The following is a 20,251-nucleotide window of genomic DNA, read 5'->3' on the forward strand; positions in this document are numbered from 1 at the left end:
GCCGCTCATTGATGTGCGCGCAAGGAGTCAGGACATGAGTGCTGTTATCGACGACCACGGGCACGCGGACGACCACGCTCACGGCCCGGCCAAAGGCTTGATGCGCTGGGTGCTGACCACCAACCACAAAGACATCGGCACGCTGTACCTGTGGTTCAGCTTCTGCATGTTTTTGCTCGGGGGCTCATTCGCGATGGTCATCCGTGCCGAACTGTTCCAGCCGGGCTTACAGATCGTCGAGCCGGCGTTCTTTAACCAGATGACCACCCTGCACGGCCTGATAATGGTATTTGGCGCGGTGATGCCCGCATTCGTCGGGTTGGCCAACTGGATGATTCCGCTGATGATCGGCGCGCCGGACATGGCCTTGCCGCGCATGAACAACTTCAGTTTCTGGCTGCTGCCGGCGGCGTTTCTGATGCTGGTGTCGACCCTGTTCATGGCCGGGGGCGGGCCGAATTTTGGCTGGACCTTCTACGCCCCCTTGTCCACCACTTATGCACCCGAGAGCGTGACGTACTTCATCTTTGCCATCCATCTGATGGGCATCAGTTCGATCATGGGCGCGATCAACGTGATCGCCACCATCCTTAACCTGCGTGCGCCCGGCATGACGCTGATGAAAATGCCGCTGTTTGTCTGGACCTGGCTGATTACTGCGTTCCTGCTGATCGCCGTGATGCCGGTGCTGGCAGGCGTGGTCACCATGATGTTGATGGACATCCATTTCGGCACCAGCTTTTTCAGCGCGGCCGGCGGCGGGGACCCGGTGTTGTTCCAGCATGTGTTCTGGTTCTTCGGTCATCCTGAGGTGTACATCATGATCCTGCCGGCCTTCGGCGCGATCAGTGCCATCATCCCGACCTTCTCGCGCAAACCGCTGTTCGGTTACACCTCAATGGTCTACGCCACGGCCAGCATCGCCTTCCTGTCCTTCATCGTCTGGGCGCACCACATGTTTGTGGTGGGCATTCCGCTGGTGGGCGAGTTGTTCTTCATGTATGCCACGTTGCTGATCGCCGTGCCCACCGGGGTCAAAGTCTTCAACTGGGCCAGCACCATGTGGCAAGGTTCGCTGACGTTCGAGACGCCGATGCTGTTTGCCGTGGCGTTTGTGATTCTGTTCACCATCGGCGGGTTTTCCGGGCTGATGCTGGCCATTGCCCCGGCGGACTTCCAGTACCACGACACCTATTTCGTGGTGGCGCACTTCCACTACGTGCTGGTGCCGGGCGCCATCTTCGGCATTTTCGCCTCGACCTATTACTGGTTGCCGAAGTGGACCGGGCATATGTACGACGAAACCCTCGGCAGGCTGCATTTTTGGCTGTCCTTCGTGGGCATGAACCTGACGTTCTTCCCGATGCACTTCGTGGGACTGGCCGGTATGCCGCGTCGGATTCCTGACTACAACCTGCAATTTGCCGACTTCAACATGGTGTCGTCGATCGGTGGGTTCATGTTTGGCGCTACGCAGTTGCTGTTCCTGTTCATTGTCATCAAGTGCATTCGCGGCGGGCCCAAAGCGCCCGCCAAACCGTGGGACGGTGCCGAAGGTCTGGAATGGAGCGTGCCTTCGCCCGCGCCGTATCACACCTTTACGACGCCCCCTGAAATCAAGTGAGCCGGTGCCCTCACCCCAACCCTCTTCGGGAGGGCCGGCTGAGGGTCAGGAGGATTCATGGCTGACTCAACATCGATCAAGCGCCTGGTCATGCGCCTGTTGCTGATGGTGGTGGTGATGTTTGCCTTCGGCTTTGCCCTGGTGCCGCTCTACGACGTGATGTGCAAAGCCTTCGGCATTAACGGCAAGACCGCCGGGCAGTATGAGGGCGCGCAGGTAGTGGACACCGGGCGGCAGGTGCGGGTGCAGTTTCTGGCTACCAACAACCTGGGCATGGTGTGGGAGTTTTACCCCAAGGGCGACCAGTTAGTGGTCAACCCCGGCGGCGTGTACGAGATGGTGTTTGTGGCGTCCAACCCGTCTGACCACCCGATGTCAGCCCAGGCGGTGCCGAGTATTTCCCCGGCCGAGGCGGCGCAGTACTTCCACAAGACCGAATGTTTCTGTTTCACCCAGCAAGTGCTGCAAGCGGGACAGCGCATCGAAATGCCCATGCGTTTTATCGTCGACCGCGACATGCCCAAGGACGTGAAACACCTGACGCTGGCCTACACGCTGTTCGATATCACTGCGCGCCATCCGCCCGTTGCCGCTGCTGGCAATGACGCTCAACGGCCAGCCCGATAAGGAGAACGCTCCATGGCAACTCACGATCACTACTATGTCCCGGCGCAGAGCAAGTGGCCGATCATTGCCACGGTCGGCCTGCTGGTCACGGTGTGGGGGCTGGCCACATGGTTCAACGACCTCAAGGCCACGCGCCCTGAATCCCATGGACCGCTGATCTTTTTTGTCGGCAGCCTGCTGGTGGCCTACATGATGGTCGGCTGGTTCGGCGCGGTGATTAAAGAGAGCCGCGCCGGGCTGTACAGCCCGCAACTGGACCGTTCGTTTCGCTGGGGCATGACGTGGTTCATCTTTTCGGAAGTGATGTTTTTTGCAGCGTTTTTTGGCGCGCTGTTTTACGTGCGCCATTTCTCGGGCCCGTGGCTGGGCGGTGAGGGCAGCAAGGGGCTGGCACACATGCTGTGGCCCAATTTTCAGTTCGCCTGGCCATTGCTCAACACCCCTGATCCGGTGCTTTACCCGGCGCCCAAAGACATCATCAACCCGTGGGGCTTGCCGCTACTGAACACGGTGTTGCTGGTCAGTTCCAGCGTCACCCTCACCCTCGCCCACCATGCGTTGAACAAGGGCCAGCGTGGTGCATTGAAAGCCTGGCTGGGCCTGACCGTGGTGCTGGGCATCGCTTTTTTGGGCTTTCAGGCCGAGGAATACATTCACGCTTATAAAGAGCTGGGGCTGACGCTCGGCTCAGGGGTGTATGGCGCGACCTTCTTTATGCTCACCGGATTCCATGGCGCCCACGTCACCATCGGCACCCTGATTCTGTTGGTGATGCTGGTGCGTATCGTGCGCGGGCATTTCAACGCCGAACATCAATTCGGCTTTCAGGCGGCCAGTTGGTACTGGCACTTTGTGGACGCGGTGTGGGTGGCGCTGTTTCTGTTTGTCTACGTGCTGTAGACGCCGCGACCATGGCCGCCTTCGCGCCCGGACGTGTGCCCACCGTGGTGGTACTGGCGCTTTTGCCGGTGCTGGTGTTTCTGGGGGTTTGGCAACTGGGGCGTGCCGAGCAAAAACGCACCCTGCTCGACAGCTATGCCGTACACCGGGCCGCCGCGCCCCTCAATGTGGATCAATTAATGAGCACCTCAACGCCTGCTTTCCGCCGTGTGCAGTTGCGTGGCCATCTGGATGCGCAGCACAGCCTGCTGCTGGACAACCGGGTGCGGGACGGCAAGGTCGGGGTGGAGCTGTTGCAGCCTTTTCAGGATCAGGCCAGTGGCCAGTGGCTGTTGCTCAATAGGGGCTGGATCGAATGGCCCAGTCGGCGCACGCCGCCAGTGTTCAGTACCCCGGATCAATTAGTGGAGCTGGAAGGCTGGGTGTATGAGTCGCCCGGCACGCCCTTCCAGCTGCAGGCCGACCCGGCCACGGGTAACTGGCCGCGGCTGGTGACGGCAGTCTTCCCCGCCAAGGTGTGGGCTGAGCTGGGGCGAAGCGGTTTTAACGATGAAGTGCGTATTGCGCCCGGCCCTGCGGCGTATCAGGCCGACTGGCCAGTGATCGCCACGGGCATGGGCCCGGAAAAACACACCGCGTATGCCGTGCAATGGTTCGCCATGGCGCTGGCGTTGTGCGGGCTTTATGGGTACCTCGGTTGGCATAACGCTCGGGAGAAGCGCCATGGGAACGGCCATCAATCCGTCTGAAACGGCTCACCACGCGGCACCGGCTTCGCGGCGCCGTGGACGGCTGCAGTTGATCCTTATTCTGTTGCTGACCATCGGCCCGATGGTGTTGGCCACCGGGATGTACACGCTCAAGTTCTGGGTGCCCGACAGCCGCAGCTATCACGGTGAACTGATAGGTAACGGCCCGACCCGCGCTGAGCTGGGCGTGCAAACGGACGAGCAGCGCTGGCAGTTGCTGGTGACTGCGCCACAAACCTGCACTGTGGCGTGTCAGCAATTGGTGTACTTGGCACGGCAGATACAGATCGGCCTGGGCCGCGATGCCTCCCGTGCCACCCATGCGCTGGCGAGCGCGCAGCCGCTGGACGCTGACTATGTGGCCAGGCTGCAACGTGAATACCCGCAGTTGCAGCGTTACGCGATGGACGTGCCAGCGTATACCCGGGGGGCGCAGGGCAATGGCGGCGCCCAGCTGTGGATCATCGACCCGCACGGCAATCTGGTGCTGCGCTACGACCCCAGTGTTAAAGGCAAGGACGTGCTCAACGACCTGCGCCACCTGTTGAAACTGTCCAACATCGGGTAGGAAAACCGTCATGGCCAAAGCCGGATTTCGTCTCGCATTACTTGCCACCGTGCTGGCACTGGTGGTGGTGTTACTCGGTGCCTACACGCGTTTGACCCACGCCGGGCTGGGTTGCCCGGACTGGCCCGGCTGCTATGGCTTCATCAGCGTGCCCAAAACCGATGCACAGCTGGCGCATGCGCAACGGCACTTTCCCGACACCCCGGTACACGTCGAAAAAGGCCGGAGCGAGATGGTGCATCGCTATTTCGCAGGCACCCTGGCGCTGGTGATTGTGCTGTTGGCGGCGCGGGCCTGGCGCCAGCGCACACTGCCCGGCCAGCCACTCAAATTGCCGTTGTTCATTCTGTTGGTGGTGCTGGCGCAGGCGGCCTTTGGCATGTGGACCGTCACGCTCAAACTCTGGCCGCAGGTGGTGACTGGGCATTTGCTGGGTGGTTTCGCGACCTTGAGTTTGCTGTTTTTGCTGACCCTGCGTTTATCGGGCGTGCTGCCAGCGCTTGCCGTGCCCCGCCGTTTACAGCGTTGGGCGACTGCCGGGCTGGTGCTGGCGATTGGACAAATCGCGCTGGGCGGCTGGGTCAGTTCCAACTACGCCGCCGTGGCGTGTGTCGACCTGCCGACGTGCCACGGTCAATGGTGGCCGTCGGCCGATTTCGCCAACGGTTTTCATCTGACCCAACACATAGGGCCGAACTATCTGGGCGGCCAACTGGACAGCGACGCGCGCACCGCGATTCATCTCACCCACCGTTTGGGCGCGCTGGTGCTCACGGTGGTGCTGTTGGGGCTGGCCTGGCAGCTGCGGCGAGTGGGCATGACGCGGCTGGCGGGGTTACTGATGCTGGCGCTGGGCCTGCAAGTGAGTCTGGGGATCAGCAACGTGCTGTTTGGTCTGCCCCTGGCGGTTGCCGTGGCGCATAACGCTGGCGGCGCGGCCCTGTTGTTGACGCTGGTGCTGGTCAACTACCACGCACGTACGGCCCTGGTCAGGGTCAAGGCACTGCGTCTTGCCCGCTGGCGTTTCAGCCCTCGGCCACCGGTGCCCGGCCCGATCATGCTTAAAGGAGAACTGCCATGGCGACCTTGACCGTTGAGCGTTCACGTCCGGCGTCCTGGCGCGACTACCTGGAGCTGACTAAACCCAAGGTGGTGATGTTGATGCTCATCACCTCGTTGGTGGGCATGTTCCTCGCCACGCGCGCAGGTGTGCCGTGGACGGTGCTGGTCTTTGGCAATCTGGGCATTGGTTTGTGTGCCGCAGGCGCTGCGGCGGTCAATCATGTGGTGGACCGGCGCATTGATGCGCTGATGGCGCGTACCCAAAAGCGTCCGTTGGCCGAGGGCCGGATTTCAGCGGGTTCTGCGCTGGCGTTCGCCCTGTTGTTGTCCGCGTCGGGGTTGGGGGTGTTATGGGTGTTCACCCATGCACTGGCGGCCTGGCTGACCCTGGCGTCGTTGTTGGGGTATGCAGTGATTTACACGGGTTTTCTCAAGCGCGCCACGCCGCAGAACATCGTGATCGGCGGGCTGGCCGGGGCTGCGCCGCCGCTGTTGGGCTGGGTCTGCGTGACCGGGCATGTGACTGCCGAACCGCTGCTGTTGGTGCTGATTATCTTCGCCTGGACCCCGCCGCACTTTTGGGCGCTGGCGATCCATCGCAAAACTGAGTACGCGAAAGCCAACATTCCCATGCTGCCCGTGACCCATGGTGAGCAGTACACCAAGTTGCACATCCTGCTTTACACCTGTGTGCTGCTGGCCGTGAGCTTGCTGCCGTTTGTGATTCGCATGAGCGGCTTGCTCTATCTGGTGTGTGCGCTAGGGTTGGGCGCACGCTTTCTGTATTGGGCGTGGGTGCTGTACCGTGGCACCCTGCCGCACGCCGCGATCAACACCTTCAAGTACTCTATTTACTACCTGTTCGCGTTGTTCATCGCGCTGCTTGTCGACCATTACTCAGTGTTGAACCTATGACTAAAACTCAAAAAACCGTCTACATCCTCGTTGCGCTGGTGGCATTGGTCATGGGCCTGACGTTTAACAAAATCATGTCCGGCAAAAGCCAGAGCGACAATACGGCGCTGATCGATGCGGGCATCATTCTGCTGCCGCAGAGCCGTCCGTTACCGGCCATCAAGATGACCAATCAGGACGGTCAGCCGGTGCAGATGAATGAACTGACCGACACGTGGAGCTTGTTGTTCTTCGGTTACACCTTCTGCCCCGATATTTGCCCGACCACCCTGGCCCAGCTGCGTCAGATCAAAAGTGAGCTGCCGAAAGCCGCGCAAGACAAACTGAAAATCGTGCTGGTCAGCGTCGATCCGAACCGTGATACGCCGCAGCAGCTCAAGCAGTACCTGGGTTACTTCGATCCGCAGTTCGTGGGCCTGACGCCCGGCTCGATTGAAGAGCTGCAAACCCTGGCCAATGCGGTGAGTATTCCGTTCATTCCGGCGGATACCAGCAAACCCAACTACACGGTCGACCACAGTGGCAATCTGGCGCTGATTGGCCCGGACGGCACTCAGCGGGGTTTCATCCGCGCACCGTTCAACAACCAGAAAATGGTTGCCCAGTTGCCGGGTTTGATCGAAAGGAAATAAGGCAAAGCGGTTGCTGCGGGCACAGGCTGCGAGCTTGCGGATCAAAGCTCACAGCCTGCGGCAGCGATCAGGCGAGGGTCTGAGGCATTAGAACGCCGGAACGATGGCGCCTTTGTACTTCTCATTGATGAACGCTTTCACTTGCGGCGTGTGCAGCGCATCAACCAGTTTCTTCATATCAGCCGAATCTTTGTCGTCCGGGCGAGCCACCAGAATGTTCACGTAAGGCGAGTCGCTGCCTTCGATCACCAGTGCGTCTTTTTCCGGGTTCAACTTGGCTTCCAGCGCGTAGTTGGTGTTGATCAGCGCCAGGTCTACCTGGGTGAGCACACGCGGGATGGTGGCCGCTTCCAGTTCACGGAATTTCAGGCCCTTGTTGTTCTCAGTAACGTCTTTAATCGTCGAGAGAATGTTGGTCGAGTCTTTGAGCTTGATCACGCCCGCCTTGTCCAGCAGCAACAGGGCACGGCCGCCGTTGGTGGCGTCGTTGGGGATCACCACGGTTGCGCCATTGGGCAGTTCTTCAAGCTTTTTGTACTTGGACGAGTAAGCGCCCAGCGGCTCAAGGTGAACGTTGGCCACGCTGACCAGGTGGGTGCCCTTGGCCTTGTTGAACTCATCCAGGTAGGGCTGGTGCTGGAAGAAGTTGGCATCCAGGCGCTTTTCGGCAACTTGCACGTTGGGCTGGATGTAGTCGGTGAAGACCTTGACCTTGAGGTTGACGCCTTCTTTGGCCAAGGCTGGCTTCACGAATTCAAGGATTTCGGCGTGCGGCACCGGGGTGGCCGCCACCGTCAGATCGCCCGCGTGGGCTGAAAATGCCGCAACAGCGGCGACCGCAGCAAATAACTTCTTCATCCAGCAACTCCTTGTGAACACCTGACTTCAGGCGCCTGCCAGCCCGTAGGCTGGCGGTTACGTTTATTAACGAGGGTCGCGCTCACTTGCGCGAAAAGTGCACCACCAGCCGATCGCCAACGGTTTGCAGAATTTGCACCAGAATCAGCAACAGCACCACTGTCACGATCATCACGTCAGGCTGGAAGCGCTGATAACCAAAGCGGATGGCCAGGTCGCCCAGACCGCCCGCGCCAACCACACCCGCCATGGCGGTGTAGCCGACCAGCGTAATGGCTGTCACCGTAATTGCCGCAAAGATGCCGGGACGTGCTTCAGGCAACAACGCACTGGTAATGATCTGACGCGTGTTGGCGCCCATTGCCTGAGTGGCTTCGATGATGCCGCGGTCCACTTCCCGAAACGCCGTTTCGACCAGGCGCGCAAAGAACGGCGTGGCCCCCACGACCAACGGCGGAATCGCACCGGCGACGCCCAGCGAGGTGCCGGTAATCAGGACGGTGAACGGGATCATCACGACCAGCAGGATGATGAACGGCAGCGAACGCAGAATGTTCACCACGAACGACAGGGCCGAATACAGGGCTTTCTGTTCCAGCAGTTGGCGCGGGCTGCACAGGAACAACAGAATGCCCAGCGGCAAACCGAGCAACACCGTAAACAGCAGCGAACCGCCGAGCATGATCAGGGTGTCGATGGAGGCCAACCAGATTTCGTACCAGTCGATGTTGGAAAAGAAGCTCAAGAGGGTTTCCATTAGCGCAGCACCTCCATATGTACGTCTGCGGCGGTGAAGCGCGCGAAAGCAGCTTCCATGTCGCCACCGGTGATGGCGAGGGTCAGTTGCCCATAAGGGGTGTCTTTGATGCGGTCGATACGACCGGCCAGGATGCTGTAGTCCACTCCGGTTTCACGGGCGATGGTGCCCAGCAATGGCGCGTAGGTGGATTCGCCCTGGAACGTCAGGCGCACGATACGGCCTGGCACGTGAGCGAAGTCGTCACGCTGTTCGCTTTCGTCGATCTGCTCGTCTTCCTGCACGAAGCGTTTGGTCGTCGGGTGCTTGGGGTGCAAGAACACGTCGGCCACAGGGCCTTGCTCGACGATCTTGCCCGCATCCATGACCGCCACCACGTCACACACGCGACGGATAACGTCCATTTCGTGGGTAATCAGCACGATGGTCAGCTTCAGCTCACGGTTGATTTCGGCCAGTAGCTGCAACACCGAAGCCGTGGTTTGCGGGTCGAGGGCACTGGTGGCCTCGTCGCAGAGCAACACTTTTGGCTGGGTGGACAAGGCGCGGGCGATACCCACGCGCTGTTTCTGGCCGCCTGACAGTTGCGCCGGGTACTTTTTGGCGTGGTCGGACAAGCCCACCCGTGCCAGCAGTTCAGCGACGCGTTTGTCGATTTCGTTGCGGGACAATTCACCGGCCAGCGTCAGAGGCAGCGCGACGTTGTCCGCCACGGTCTTGGAGGCCAGCAGGTTGAAGTGCTGAAAGATCATGCCGACTTGTTGACGGAAACGGCGCAGGCCGTTGCCGTCCATCGCCGTGACGTCTTCGTTGTCGACGATGATCTGCCCGCCGCTCGGTGTTTCGAGGCGGTTAATCAGGCGCAGCAATGTACTTTTACCCGCGCCGGAATGGCCAATCAGACCAAATACCTGGCCGCTCTCGACACGCAAACTGGTGGAGTGCAGCGCGGGAATGTCCTTACCGGCGACCCGGTAAGTTTTATGAACGTTATGGAACTCAATCACGTAGCGAACCTTGTGGGGCGCGAAAAAATAAGATCAGCGGTTAGCCGGGCGCGCATTTTAGCCTGTCCGTATAGAGGTTCTTAGCATTTATTTGCGCTCCAACCATCGATTTGGCAATAAGACGATCAAAGGTCAGAAAAAAGGAACGCCGCTAAGGGTGACAAGTCAGTACTAGGGTCTGTTCACGTTTCAATGAAAGCGGCGGCGATCAAACGGGAACAGACCCTGAAGCAACTCACATCCCGTTTCGGGAGATTTGTCTACAAAGCCCGGCCCATGGGGCTTTTGCCTACAAGGAGTGAAGTCTGATGAGTACCAAAAAACCGTCTTCGAACAAGAGCCAGATGGCCGGAACCGACACCTTGGATCGTGGCAACACGAACGTCAAACTGGAGAGCCTGGAACGCTTCCGGGATGACGCCACCGATCAGGCGTTGCGCACCAATCAAGGGGTGAAGATTTCAGACAATCAAAACACCTTGAAGGCCGGCGCCCGAGGCCCTTCGTTGCTTGAAGACTTCATCATGCGCGAGAAGATCACGCATTTTGACCACGAACGCATTCCAGAACGTATCGTCCACGCCCGGGGCACCGGCGCCCATGGTTACTTTCAGACGTACGAAGCCCACACCGCCCTGACCAAGGCGGGTTTCCTGCAAGACCCGAGCAAGAAAACCCCCGTATTTGTGCGTTTTTCCACGGTACAAGGACCTCGCGGGTCGGGTGATACGGTGCGCGACGTTCGCGGCTTTGCCGTGAAATTTTTTACCGATGAAGGCAACTTCGATCTGGTCGGCAACAACATGCCGGTTTTTTTCATTCAGGACGCCATCAAATTTCCTGACTTCGTACACGCGGTAAAACCTGAGCCGCATAACGAAATTCCTACCGGCGGTTCAGCCCACGACACGTTCTGGGATTTTGTTTCACTGGTGCCCGAGTCCGCGCACATGGTTATCTGGGCGATGTCTGACCGTGCCATTCCGAAAAGCCTGCGCAGCATGCAAGGTTTTGGCGTGCATACTTTCCGGCTGGTCAACGCCGAAGGTAAATCCAACTTCGTCAAATTCCATTGGCGCCCAAGTGCTGGCACCTGCTCACTGGTGTGGGACGAAGCGCAAAAACTGGCCGGTAAAGACACCGACTTCCATCGCCGTGATCTGTGGGAGTCGATTGAAGTCGGCGATTACCCGGAGTGGGAGCTGGGCGTTCAAATCATTGCCGAAGAAGACGAACACAAATTCGAGTTCGACATCCTTGATCCGACCAAATTGATCCCGGAAGAGCTGGTGCCGATCACGCCTCTGGGCAAAATGGTGCTCAACCGTAACCCGGATAACTTCTTTGCCGAGACCGAGCAGGTTGCGTTCTGCCCCGGTCATATCGTGCCCGGTATCGATTTCTCGAATGACCCGTTGCTGCAAGGTCGTCTGTTCTCGTACACCGATACGCAGATCAGCCGTCTGGGCGGGCCGAACTTCCATGAGATCCCGATCAACCGCCCGGTCGCGCCGTTCTATAACAACCAGCGCGATGCACAGCACCGCAGCACCATTCATAAAGGTCGGGCGTCTTACGAGCCTAACTCGATTGATGGTGGCTGGCCGAAAGAAACCCCTCCAGCGGCACAGGATGGCGGTTTTGAAAGCTACCCTGAGCGCATTGATGCGAACAAGATTCGCCAGCGCAGTGAGTCGTTCAGCGACCACTTCTCCCAGGCACGGCTGTTTTTCCACAGCATGAGCAAGCACGAGCAAGAGCACATCATTGCGGCGTATAGCTTTGAGCTGGGCAAGGTGGAGCGCGAACACATCCGCGCGCGTCAGGTAAACGAGATTTTGGCCAACATTGATCTTGAACTGGCCAAGCGTGTGGCTGAAAACCTCGGTCTGCCAGCGCCTAAAGCCGGCACGGTGGAGGCTCGCAAAACCACGGTTAGCCAGTCCCCTGCGCTAAGCCAGGCCAACCTGCTGCCAGGCAATATCAAAACCCGCAAAGTGGCGATTCTGGCCGCCAACGGGGTCGATGGTGCCGCGATTGATGCACTTAAGCAGGCGCTGGCGGCTGAAGGCGCGCATGCCAAGCTGCTGGGGCCGACTTCAGCGCCTGTGAAAACAGCGGATGGCAAGGCGTTGCCAGTGGATGCGTCGATGGAAGGCATGCCCTCGGTGGTGTTCGACGCGGTGTACGTGCCGGGCGGCGCAGCATCGATCAAAGCGCTCAGCGGCGATGGCGTAGCTTTGCATTACGTACTGGAAGCCTACAAACACTTGAAAGCGATTGCGCTGCACGGCGAAGCCAAGCAGTTGCTGGATGTGCTGCATTTGCAGGCGGATGAGGGGCTGTTGGTGCTCAAGGATGCCAAGGACTTCAAGGCGTTCTTTGCTGCCATTGGCCAGCATCGTGTCTGGGCGCGCGAGCCGAAGGCCAAAGCAATCCCGGCATAAGGTGAGCCTGAAAAAAACGCGCTTGCAGAGCCTGCAAGCCCGTTTTTTTACGTCTGGAGCCTGTCGGTCAAGGCTTGCTTGGAATCAGCACCATTTGCGCCGGGACGTGGCGCACGATGTGGCGATCAAGTTTGAAGTCGAAGCCGGGGTTGAGCTTTTTAACGCGTTTGGTGATCAGGGTCGCCAGCCATGGGTAATCGGCGGTGCGCGGCACTTGTAACGTCACGGCGCACTGATAATTGACGATGTCCTGCGCGATCAGGTCCAGTTGATGGCGAAGTTTCTTGATGTCGGTGATGTTCAGCGCAACGGTGGTGCTCTCTGCTGCCGGGTCGATGACCTTGGCCGGTGGCCGTTTTTCAGCCGCTTTGAGGGCGGCTTCTGCCTTGTCCAGTTCGGCTTTGCGTGCATGGGCAATGGCGCTGTTGACGCCGCTGGTCAGCGCAGGCGCTTTGGGCATGAGGGTGCGGGCGCGGCTCAGGGCCGTGGCAGCCGCATTCACATCACCCTTTTGCAGGTAGATTTGACTGCGTTGCAGGTAGGCTTCGGCCAGTTGGCGCTGGTACTGCACCCACTGGGGGTCGTCCGGGGTTTGCGCTTGCAGGGCCGCCAGTTCGTCTTCGGCGGTCGCCAGTTCGCTGCTGGCCAGGTTTTGCTCCAGCTGAGCGATGGCTGCAGCACGTTGTTGCTGCGCGAGCTGGTCGGCAGACGGTGTGCTTTGGCAGGCGCCCAGCAGCACGGAAAATGCGACCAGAAGCACATAACGGTAATTGAACAGCTTCATTCCTGCGGCTCTCTAAGTGCGCAAAAAACGAGCAAGTCTACACCCCTCGACGGGGCAGAACAAAACTCAGCAGAAACAGTGCAGCGGCACAGACCACAATCGAAGGGCCAGCCGGTGTGTCCTTGAACCATGACAGCGCAAGGCCACCACCCACGGCCATCATCCCCAGAACGCTGGCCCCGAGGGCCATTTGCTCAGGGGAACGGGCATGGCGTTGAGCCGCCGCTGCCGGGATGATCAGCAGCGATGTAATCAACAGCACCCCGACAATTTTCATTGCCACGGCAATCACGACAGCAATCAACAGCATCAAGGTCATGCGCAATGCGGCGACGGGCAAGCCTTCGACCATGGCCAGCTCTTCGTGCACTGTAATCGCCAGCAACGGCCGCCACAATGCGACCAATAGCGCCAGTACCACAGCGCTACCGCCCACGATCCACATCAGGTCGGTCGGGCTGATCGCCAGCAGGTCACCGAACAGGTAGGCCATCAGGTCGATTCGCACTTCATGCATGAAGCTTAGTACGACCAGGCCGAGGGACAAGGTGCTGGGTGCGAGAATTCCCAGAAGCGTGTCTGAAGCCAGTGGTTGTCGTTGTTGCAAGGTTACCAAGAGGATGGCCAGCAACAGGCAACCGACCGTCACGGCAATGGCCGGGCTGATGTCCAGCAAGAAACCCAGCGCTACGCCCAACAAGGCCGCGTGGGACAGCGTATCGCCAAAATAGGCCATGCGCCGCCACACCACAAAAGAGCCTAAAGGCCCTGCTACCACCGCCAAAGCCAAGCCTGCCAGCAGGGCGTAAAACAGAAAATCAGCCATGCTTGCAGCCTTCTCCATGAACGTGGGGGTGTGTGCTTTGGGCGTCTGCGTTGACCACCGAACCATGCAAGTCATGGGCATGGTCGTGATGGTGGTGATAAATCGCCAGGCTTTGTGCGTTTTTGCCGAACAGCTCGACGAAAGCGGGGTCGCCGCTGACCTGTTCCGGGTGACCTGAGCAGCAGACATGACGGTTCAGGCACACCACCTGGTCAGTGGTGCTCATCACCAGGTGCAGGTCGTGGGACACCATCAACACACCGCAACCATGACGGTCGCGCAGGCGGGTAATCAGGGCGTACAGCTCGGACTGACCGGCGACGTCCACGCCTTGCACCGGTTCGTCGAGCACCAGCAGTTGAGGCTTGCGCAGCAAGGCGCGGGCCAGCAGCACGCGTTGCATTTCGCCCCCGGACACGCTCTGCACCGGGCTGTCGATGACCTTTTCTGCGCCCACTTCTTTCAGGGCTTCGAGCGCCTGAGCCCGGTCAACCCCCGGTACCAGGCGCAAAAAACGCAGCACTGACAACGGCAGCGTCGGATCGACGTGCAGTTTTTGGGGCATGTAGCCCACGCGCAGTTTGGGTTTGCGCCACACACTGCCGCTCGTCGGCTTTATCAGGCCCAGTACGGCTTTGACCAGTGTGGTTTTACCCGCGCCATTGGGCCCGATCAGGGTCACGATCTGGCCCGGCTCGACGCTCAGCTCGATGTTGTCGAGCACGTTTTGCCCCGAGTAGGTCACGGTGACGTGTTCAAGGCGAATCAATGCAGCGCTCATCAAGCCTCCCGGCAGCCTGCGCACAAGCCGACGACTTCGACCGTCTGGCCTTCGACAGTAAAGCCGACATCGTGTGCGCTGCTGATAATCGCGTCGCTGATGGATTTTTGCTCCAGCTCAATGGCGGCGTGGCAGGTGCGGCAAATCAGGAACTGCCCCTGATGCGGGTGCTCGGGGTGGCTGCACCCCACAAAGGCATTCAGAGATGAGATGCGGTGCACCAGGCCGTTTTCCAGCAGAAAGTCGAGTGCTCGGTACACGGTCGGGGGCGCGGCGCGGCGGCCGTCCTGTTCGCTGAGCACGGCCAGAATGTCGTAGGCGCCCAGCGGTTTATGGCTCTGCCAGACCAGCTCCAGCACCCGCTTGCGCAATGCGGTCAGGCGCAGGCCCTTTTGCGCGCACAAGGTATCGGCCTCGCTTAGGGCGCTGTGAACGCAATGGGAGTGGTCGTGAGGGCGGCTGGCAAGCGGTGTAATAGGCATGGGCGGCGACGATTTCTGAGAGAGACGTTATTATGTTACCCGTTTCAACCACCCTGAGTGCTCATCGTGCCCCGTCTTTTTTCGATTTTTATTGCTTTCAGCGCCAGTTTGTTGGTGATTGGCCCTGCTCAAGCGGACGTTAACGTGCTGACCAGCATCAAGCCTTTGCAGCTGATCGCTGCGGCGGTGCAGGACGGCGTCGGTAAGCCAGACGTGTTGCTGCCACCCAACGCATCGCCGCACAGCTTCGCGCTTCGGCCATCCGACGTACGGCGTGTGCAATCGGCCGACCTGCTGTACTGGATCGGCCCGGACATGGAAGGGTTCCTGCCGCGCGTGCTGACGGGGCGCACCGCTCCGTCGGTCTCGGTACAGACCTTGCCTGGCCTGACGCTGCGTCACTTTACCGAGGACAGCCATTCCCACTCTGAGGATGCTGCCGAACACGATCACGATCATCGCCCTGGCACGCTGGATGCCCACCTGTGGCTGGCGCCTGCGAATGCACGGGTTATCGCAGCCAAAATGGCGGCTGACCTGAGTGAGAAAGACCCGGCCAATGCGGCGACATATCAGCGCAACCTGAAGGCCTTCAACGAACGCCTGGACGCACTTGATGCGCGGCTCAAGGCGCGTCTGGCAGGCGTGGCCGACAAACCGTTCTTTGTGTTTCACGAGGCTTACGACTACTTCGAGAGCGCTTACGGCCTCAAGCATGCGGGCGTGTTCAGCGTGGCATCGGAAGTCCAGCCGGGCGCTCAGCATGTGGCCGCCATGCGCAAGCAATTGCAGGCAGTGGGCAAAACCTGCGTGTTCAGCGAGCCGCCGCTGCGTCCGCGTCTGGCGCAAACGCTGACGGCCGGGATGCCCGTGACCTTGGCGGAGCTGGATGCGTTGGGGGGCTACACCCCGGCGACGGCTCAAGGCTATGAGCAGTTGCTGGAGAAACTGGGCAACGACCTGGCGGGGTGTCTGGAGAATTTGTAACTTGGCGCCGCTGAGGGGCGGGCTGCGCTATCACGGTGATCGCAGCCCTGCCCCTCAATCGCACTGTGTGGCCGTGTGCGTTACAGCGCGAACGGCAATTGAATACTGACGTTTTGATGAACGGCCAACAGTCGTTCGAACTCGGCCGGGTCGTGAATCAGTACGTCCTGGCCTGCGAACGTTTGTGCTGCAATCAGGCGCGATAGCCAGAAACGCACACAGGCGACGCGCAGCAGGGTGGGCCATAACTCGGCTTCGCTGGCGGTAAACGGGCGCAATGCTGCGTAGGCACCCAGCAAGGCGCGGGCACGGGGAGCGTCTAGGTGGCCTGCTTCGTCTGCGCACCAGTCGTTCAGTGCAATGGCCACGTCGTACAGCATCGGCCCGGAACAGGCGTTGTAGAAGTCGATCAGGCCGGTCAGGTGCGTGCCTTCGAACATCGCGTTGTCGCGGAACAGGTCGCCGTGCAGGTTGGCCCGTGGCAGCGCCAGAATCTGCGCTTTGCGTTCGCTGATCTCATCGAGTGCGAGTTGCAGCAGCCGGGCCGCTTCAGCGGTCAGGTCCTTTTTCAGCGCGGGGCCTTCGGCCAGCATCCAGTCCAGACCGCGGTCCGTCTTGCGCTCAAGCAGCTTGTCGCGGGTCGCCACATGCAAATGGCCCAGCAGCTCACCGACTTGTGTGCAGTGCTGAGCATTGGCTTCGCGAATGTGCTTGCCCGCCAGGCGCGGTTGCAGGAGCGCCGGTTTGCCTTTGAGTTCACGTAAGGCCTGGCCGTCCAGCGTGCGCAAAGCGTAGGGCACCGGCAAGTCGGCGTCGTGCAGCACGTCCAGCAATTGAATGAAGAACGGCATTTCGTCAACAGGACCGCGTTCAACCAGGGTCAGAACGTATTCGCCCTTCTCCAGGCTGATGAAGTAATTGGTGTTTTCGCTACCAGCGGCGATCCCCTGGAAGTCGAGCAAACGGCCGAGCCCATAAGGTGCAAGAAAGGTTTCCAGCTCGGGACGAGCCAGTTGCGTGAAAACAGACATGGTTAAAACTGCCAGTACGGGCGCCGCGAGGGTGCGGCGCCGATTAAAGTTAAGACGCTATTTCCATTCGAAAATTTTCCACGATGGAATCAGCATATCCGGCTGGTCGGAACGGATGTAATTGCCTTCTGAACCATCAGCGCGTACCAGAAAGTACGGTTTGCCCCCTTTTGGGGTGACCTTGATGGCGTACAGGAAGCCGTTTTGACGGTATTCCTGGATAGTTTTGTCGCCTTCCGTGCGAATGGTGACTTCCGGATCGGCGGAAGGTGCCTCATCTGCCGCGAAGGTTACCAGCGGAATGGCTGCAATCAAGCCGGTGAGCAACAGGCGATTAAGTGTACGCATGATAACCTTGTCCCTTTGTCGTCATTGGTCCGGACATTCTAGCGCCGGACTCGCGGAAAAGGTTGATCCTGCTCATGAGCCAAGCACCCCTCGTCCTGGTGGACGGTTCTTCATATCTGTACCGCGCTTTCCACGCGCTGCCGCCGCTGACCACGTCCAAGGGCCTGCCGACAGGTGCCGTGAAGGGCGTGTTGAACATGCTGAAAAGTCTGCGCAAGCAGTATCCGGACAGCCCGTTCGCGGTTGTTTTCGATGCCAAGGGCGGGACATTTCGCGATGACATGTACGCCGAATACAAGGCCAACCGACCGAGCATGCCCGATGACATGCGCGTGCAAATCGAGCCCTTGCATGCAAGCGTGATTGCGCTGGGCTTCCCCCTGCTGTGTGTCGAAGGCGTTGAAGCGGACGACGTGATCGGCACCCTGGCGCGCAGCAGCGCCGCCGCAGACCGCCCGGTGGTGATCTCCACCGGCGACAAGGATATGGCGCAACTGGTTGACGGTCACATCACCTTGGTCAACACCATGACCGGCAGCGTGCTGGACGTTGAAGGTGTGAAAGAGAAGTTTGGCGTCTCGCCCGAGCAGATCATTGACTACCTGGCGCTGATGGGCGATTCCTCCGACAACATTCCGGGTGTTCCGGGCATTGGCCCGAAGACGGCGTCTGGCTTGCTGGTTGGCGTAGGCGGCGGTCTGGTCGACTTGTACGAAAAACTCGACATCGTCCCGACGCTGCCCATTCGCGGGGCCAAAAACCTGCCCGCGAAGCTTGAAGAACACCGGGAAATGGCATTTTTGTCGTATCAATTGGCCACGATCAAAATCGATGTGCCGCTGGATATCGGCCTTGAAGACCTGCACCTCAAAGCGCCCGATTGCGAAAAGCTGATCGCGTTGTACACCGAGCTGGAGTTCAAGAGCTGGATCGCAGAAGTCGAGCGCGAAGCCAAGCGGGCGGGTCAGGTGATTGCCCAGGAAGCGCCTGTCGAGAGTGCCGATACCGAGGTGCAGTACGAAACCATCCTCGATCAGGCCCGTTTTGAGGTGTGGCTGAAGAAGTTACAGGACGCCCAACTGATCGCGTTTGATACCGAAACCACCGGTTTGGATGCTCAGCAAGCGCAGTTGGTGGGCCTGTCGTTTGCAGTCAAGCCGGGTGAAGCGGCTTACATTCCGTTGACGCATTCCTACATGGGCGTGCCTGAGCAACTGGACCGTGACACCGTGCTGCGCGCCCTTAAGCCGCTGCTCGAAGACCCGAACAAGGCCAAGGTCGGGCAACATGCCAAATTTGACATGAACATCCTCGCCAACTGCGCAATCGGCGGCGATCCGGCGTGTGGGATCAGTGTGCAAGGCATTGCTTTCGACACCATGCTGGAGTCCTACGTGCTCGACTCCACGGCCACTCGCCACGACATGGACAGCCTGGCGCTCAAGTATCTGGGTCACAGCACCACCAGTTTTCAGGATATTGCCGGCAAAGGGGCCAAGCAGCTGACCTTTGACCAGATCTCGCTGGAACAGGCTGGCCCTTACGCTGCCGAAGACGCCGATGTGACATTGCGTTTGCACAATGTCCTGCATGAAAAACTGCTGGCGATACCGAGCCTCAACAGCGTGCTGACCGACATTGAGATGCCGCTTGTGCCGGTATTGGCGCGCATCGAGCGCCAAGGTGCCTTGGTGGACGCCAAGCTGTTGGGTGTGCAGAGCGTTGAACTGGGCGACAAAATGGTCGCGCTGGAGCGTGAGGCGTTTGAAATTGCGGGCGAAGAATTCAATCTCAGCTCCCCTAAGCAATTGGGCGTGATCCTGTACGAAAAGTTGGGCTTGCCCATTATCAGCAAGACGGCCAAAGGTCAGCCTTCAACCGCTGAAGCCGTTCTGGCCGAGTTGGCCGAGCAAGACTTCCCGCTGCCCAAAGTGCTGATGCAGTACCGTTCGATGAGCAAGCTGAAAAGCACTTACACCGATCGCCTGCCTGAACAGATCAACCCGCGAACGGGACGGATTCACACGTCCTACCACCAGGCGGTCACGGCGACAGGCCGTTTGTCGTCCAGTGATCCGAACCTGCAGAACATCCCGATTCGGACGGCGGAAGGCCGCCGGATTCGTCAGGCATTCGTCGCGCCACCAGGTTACAAATTGCTGGCGGCGGACTACTCACAAATCGAGCTGCGGATCATGGCGCATCTCGCCAAGGACGAAGGCTTGTTGCATGCCTTCCGCAATAATCTGGACGTACACAGTGCGACCGCGGCGGAAGTGTTCGGGGTTGAGCTGAGCGATGTCACCACGGACCAGCGACGCAGTGCCAAGGCGATCAACTTTGGTTTGATCTACGGGATGAGCGCTTTCGGTCTGGCCAAGCAAATCGGGGTCGACCGCAAGCAGTCGCAGGCGTACATCGACCGTTATTTCGCACGCTACCCCGGCGTACTCAACTACATGGAGCGCACGCGCACGCAGGCGGCTGAGCAAGGGTATGTCGAGACCATTTTCGGCCGTCGCCTGTACTTGCCCGAGATCAATGCGAAGAACCCGGCCTTGCGCAAAGGCGCCGAGCGCACCGCGATCAACGCACCGATGCAAGGCACGGCGGCTGACATCATCAAGAAAGCCATGGTGGCGGTGGATAACTGGTTGAGCGCTTCGGGGCTTGAGGCGCGCGTCATCCTGCAAGTGCACGACGAATTGGTGCTGGAAGTGCGCGAAGACCTGGTGGAACAGGTGAGCGAAGCGCTGCGCGTACACATGAGTGACGCCGCCACGCTGGATGTGCCACTGGTGGTGGAGGTGGGCGTCGGCAATAACTGGGATGAGGCGCACTAAAACCCTGAATTGCCTGCGACTGA

General features: G+C 59.6%; 20 protein-coding genes. 11 read left to right on the top strand and 9 right to left on the bottom strand.

The genetic code is table 11. From position 1 onward, the window contains the following. Positions 1 to 34 precede the first annotated feature (34 nt). Genes ctaD through BKD70_RS03205 form a run of 8 tightly spaced genes read left to right on the top strand, consistent with a single transcriptional unit; the run spans position 35 to position 7,077 of the window. On the top strand, positions 35 to 1,624 hold the full coding sequence (gene ctaD, locus BKD70_RS03170) for a cytochrome c oxidase subunit I (protein ID WP_047278696.1): 1,590 nt from the start codon (positions 35 to 37) through the stop codon (positions 1,622 to 1,624). A gap of 57 nt (positions 1,625 to 1,681) precedes the next feature. Continuing rightward, positions 1,682 to 2,251 carry a cytochrome c oxidase assembly protein gene (locus BKD70_RS03175; protein ID WP_047278694.1) on the top strand — a complete coding sequence of 190 codons (570 nt, stop codon included), beginning with the start codon at positions 1,682 to 1,684 and terminating at the stop codon, positions 2,249 to 2,251. Positions 2,252 to 2,263: 12 nt separating this feature from the next. After that, complete coding sequence (locus tag BKD70_RS03180; RefSeq protein WP_047278692.1) at positions 2,264 to 3,151, top strand: cytochrome c oxidase subunit 3; 888 nt, start codon at positions 2,264 to 2,266, stop codon at positions 3,149 to 3,151. 11 nt (positions 3,152 to 3,162) lie between these two features. Then, positions 3,163 to 3,900, top strand: coding sequence for an SURF1 family protein (locus tag BKD70_RS03185; RefSeq protein WP_047278691.1), 738 nt, complete (start codon positions 3,163 to 3,165; stop codon positions 3,898 to 3,900). Beyond that, positions 3,875 to 4,468, top strand: a complete 594-nt coding sequence (locus tag BKD70_RS03190; RefSeq protein WP_047278689.1) for a hypothetical protein — start codon at positions 3,875 to 3,877, stop codon at positions 4,466 to 4,468. The genes BKD70_RS03185 and BKD70_RS03190 overlap by 26 nt, the downstream gene beginning before the upstream one ends. Positions 4,469 to 4,478: 10 nt before the next feature. Then, entirely contained in the window at positions 4,479 to 5,558 is a 1,080-nt protein-coding gene (locus BKD70_RS03195; RefSeq protein ID WP_047278685.1) for a heme A synthase, read from the top strand. Next, positions 5,546 to 6,445 (top strand): heme o synthase, encoded by a 900-nt coding sequence (gene cyoE / locus BKD70_RS03200; RefSeq protein WP_047278683.1) that lies wholly within the window; start codon positions 5,546 to 5,548, stop codon positions 6,443 to 6,445. Before BKD70_RS03195 ends, cyoE begins: the two co-directional genes overlap by 13 nt. Beyond that, entirely contained in the window at positions 6,442 to 7,077 is a 636-nt protein-coding gene (locus tag BKD70_RS03205) for an SCO family protein (RefSeq protein ID WP_047278681.1), read from the top strand. The genes cyoE and BKD70_RS03205 overlap by 4 nt, the downstream gene beginning before the upstream one ends. 87 nt (positions 7,078 to 7,164) lie before the next feature. On the opposite strand, the gene BKD70_RS03210 is transcribed toward BKD70_RS03205, so the two are convergent. The 3 genes from BKD70_RS03210 to BKD70_RS03220 all read right to left on the bottom strand — a co-directional run bounded on the left by BKD70_RS03210 (position 7,165) and on the right by BKD70_RS03220 (position 9,699). After that, positions 7,165 to 7,935, bottom strand: a complete 771-nt coding sequence (locus BKD70_RS03210; protein WP_047278679.1) for a MetQ/NlpA family ABC transporter substrate-binding protein — start codon at positions 7,933 to 7,935, stop codon at positions 7,165 to 7,167. Between the two features lie 82 nt (positions 7,936 to 8,017). Continuing rightward, positions 8,018 to 8,692, bottom strand: a complete 675-nt coding sequence (locus BKD70_RS03215; protein ID WP_047278677.1) for a methionine ABC transporter permease — start codon at positions 8,690 to 8,692, stop codon at positions 8,018 to 8,020. Further along, a complete protein-coding gene (locus BKD70_RS03220; protein ID WP_047278675.1) occupies positions 8,692 to 9,699 on the bottom strand; it encodes a methionine ABC transporter ATP-binding protein in 1,008 nt (335 codons plus the stop codon). Before BKD70_RS03220 ends, BKD70_RS03215 begins: the two co-directional genes overlap by 1 nt. A 308-nt stretch (positions 9,700 to 10,007) precedes the next feature. On the opposite strand from BKD70_RS03220, the gene katE reads away from it, so the two are divergent. Next, positions 10,008 to 12,146 carry a catalase HPII gene (katE, locus tag BKD70_RS03225; protein ID WP_047278673.1) on the top strand — a complete coding sequence of 713 codons (2,139 nt, stop codon included), beginning with the start codon at positions 10,008 to 10,010 and terminating at the stop codon, positions 12,144 to 12,146. Between the two features lie 67 nt (positions 12,147 to 12,213). Here katE and BKD70_RS03230 read toward each other — a convergent pair whose 3' ends face one another. From BKD70_RS03230 to BKD70_RS03245, 4 genes are read right to left on the bottom strand one after another with little or no spacing between them, the layout of a single operon-like run. Beyond that, a complete protein-coding gene (locus BKD70_RS03230; protein ID WP_047278671.1) occupies positions 12,214 to 12,930 on the bottom strand; it encodes a PA5502 family lipoprotein in 717 nt (238 codons plus the stop codon). A gap of 37 nt (positions 12,931 to 12,967) precedes the next feature. Continuing rightward, entirely contained in the window at positions 12,968 to 13,756 is a 789-nt protein-coding gene (znuB, locus tag BKD70_RS03235) for a zinc ABC transporter permease subunit ZnuB (RefSeq protein ID WP_047278669.1), read from the bottom strand. Further along, positions 13,749 to 14,537 (bottom strand): zinc ABC transporter ATP-binding protein ZnuC, encoded by a 789-nt coding sequence (gene znuC, locus BKD70_RS03240; RefSeq protein WP_047278667.1) that lies wholly within the window; start codon positions 14,535 to 14,537, stop codon positions 13,749 to 13,751. The genes znuB and znuC overlap by 8 nt, the downstream gene beginning before the upstream one ends. Next, entirely contained in the window at positions 14,537 to 15,019 is a 483-nt protein-coding gene (locus BKD70_RS03245; RefSeq protein WP_047278664.1) for a Fur family transcriptional regulator, read from the bottom strand. The genes znuC and BKD70_RS03245 overlap by 1 nt, the downstream gene beginning before the upstream one ends. Positions 15,020 to 15,085: 66 nt before the next feature. On the opposite strand from BKD70_RS03245, the gene BKD70_RS03250 reads away from it, so the two are divergent. Beyond that, positions 15,086 to 16,006, top strand: a complete 921-nt coding sequence (locus BKD70_RS03250) for a zinc ABC transporter substrate-binding protein ZnuA (protein ID WP_047278662.1) — start codon at positions 15,086 to 15,088, stop codon at positions 16,004 to 16,006. Positions 16,007 to 16,086: 80 nt separating this feature from the next. On the opposite strand, the gene BKD70_RS03255 is transcribed toward BKD70_RS03250, so the two are convergent. Further along, positions 16,087 to 17,037: a homoserine kinase gene (locus BKD70_RS03255; RefSeq protein WP_047278660.1), complete on the bottom strand. Its 951-nt coding sequence runs from the start codon at positions 17,035 to 17,037 to the stop codon at positions 16,087 to 16,089. A 57-nt stretch (positions 17,038 to 17,094) separates the two neighbouring features. Further along, the gene (locus BKD70_RS03260) at positions 17,095 to 17,385 is read right to left on the bottom strand and encodes a DUF2782 domain-containing protein (RefSeq protein WP_047278657.1); all 291 of its coding nucleotides are present in this window, start codon (positions 17,383 to 17,385) and stop codon (positions 17,095 to 17,097) included. Positions 17,386 to 17,459: 74 nt separating this feature from the next. On the opposite strand from BKD70_RS03260, the gene polA reads away from it, so the two are divergent. Next, a complete protein-coding gene (gene polA / locus BKD70_RS03265) occupies positions 17,460 to 20,228 on the top strand; it encodes a DNA polymerase I (protein ID WP_047278654.1) in 2,769 nt (922 codons plus the stop codon). The last annotated feature ends 23 nt before the right edge of the window (positions 20,229 to 20,251 follow it).

It is taken from the genome of Pseudomonas sp. BS-2016, from assembly GCF_001806145.1.
Classification (GTDB): Bacteria; Pseudomonadota; Gammaproteobacteria; order Pseudomonadales; family Pseudomonadaceae; genus Aquipseudomonas; species Aquipseudomonas lundensis.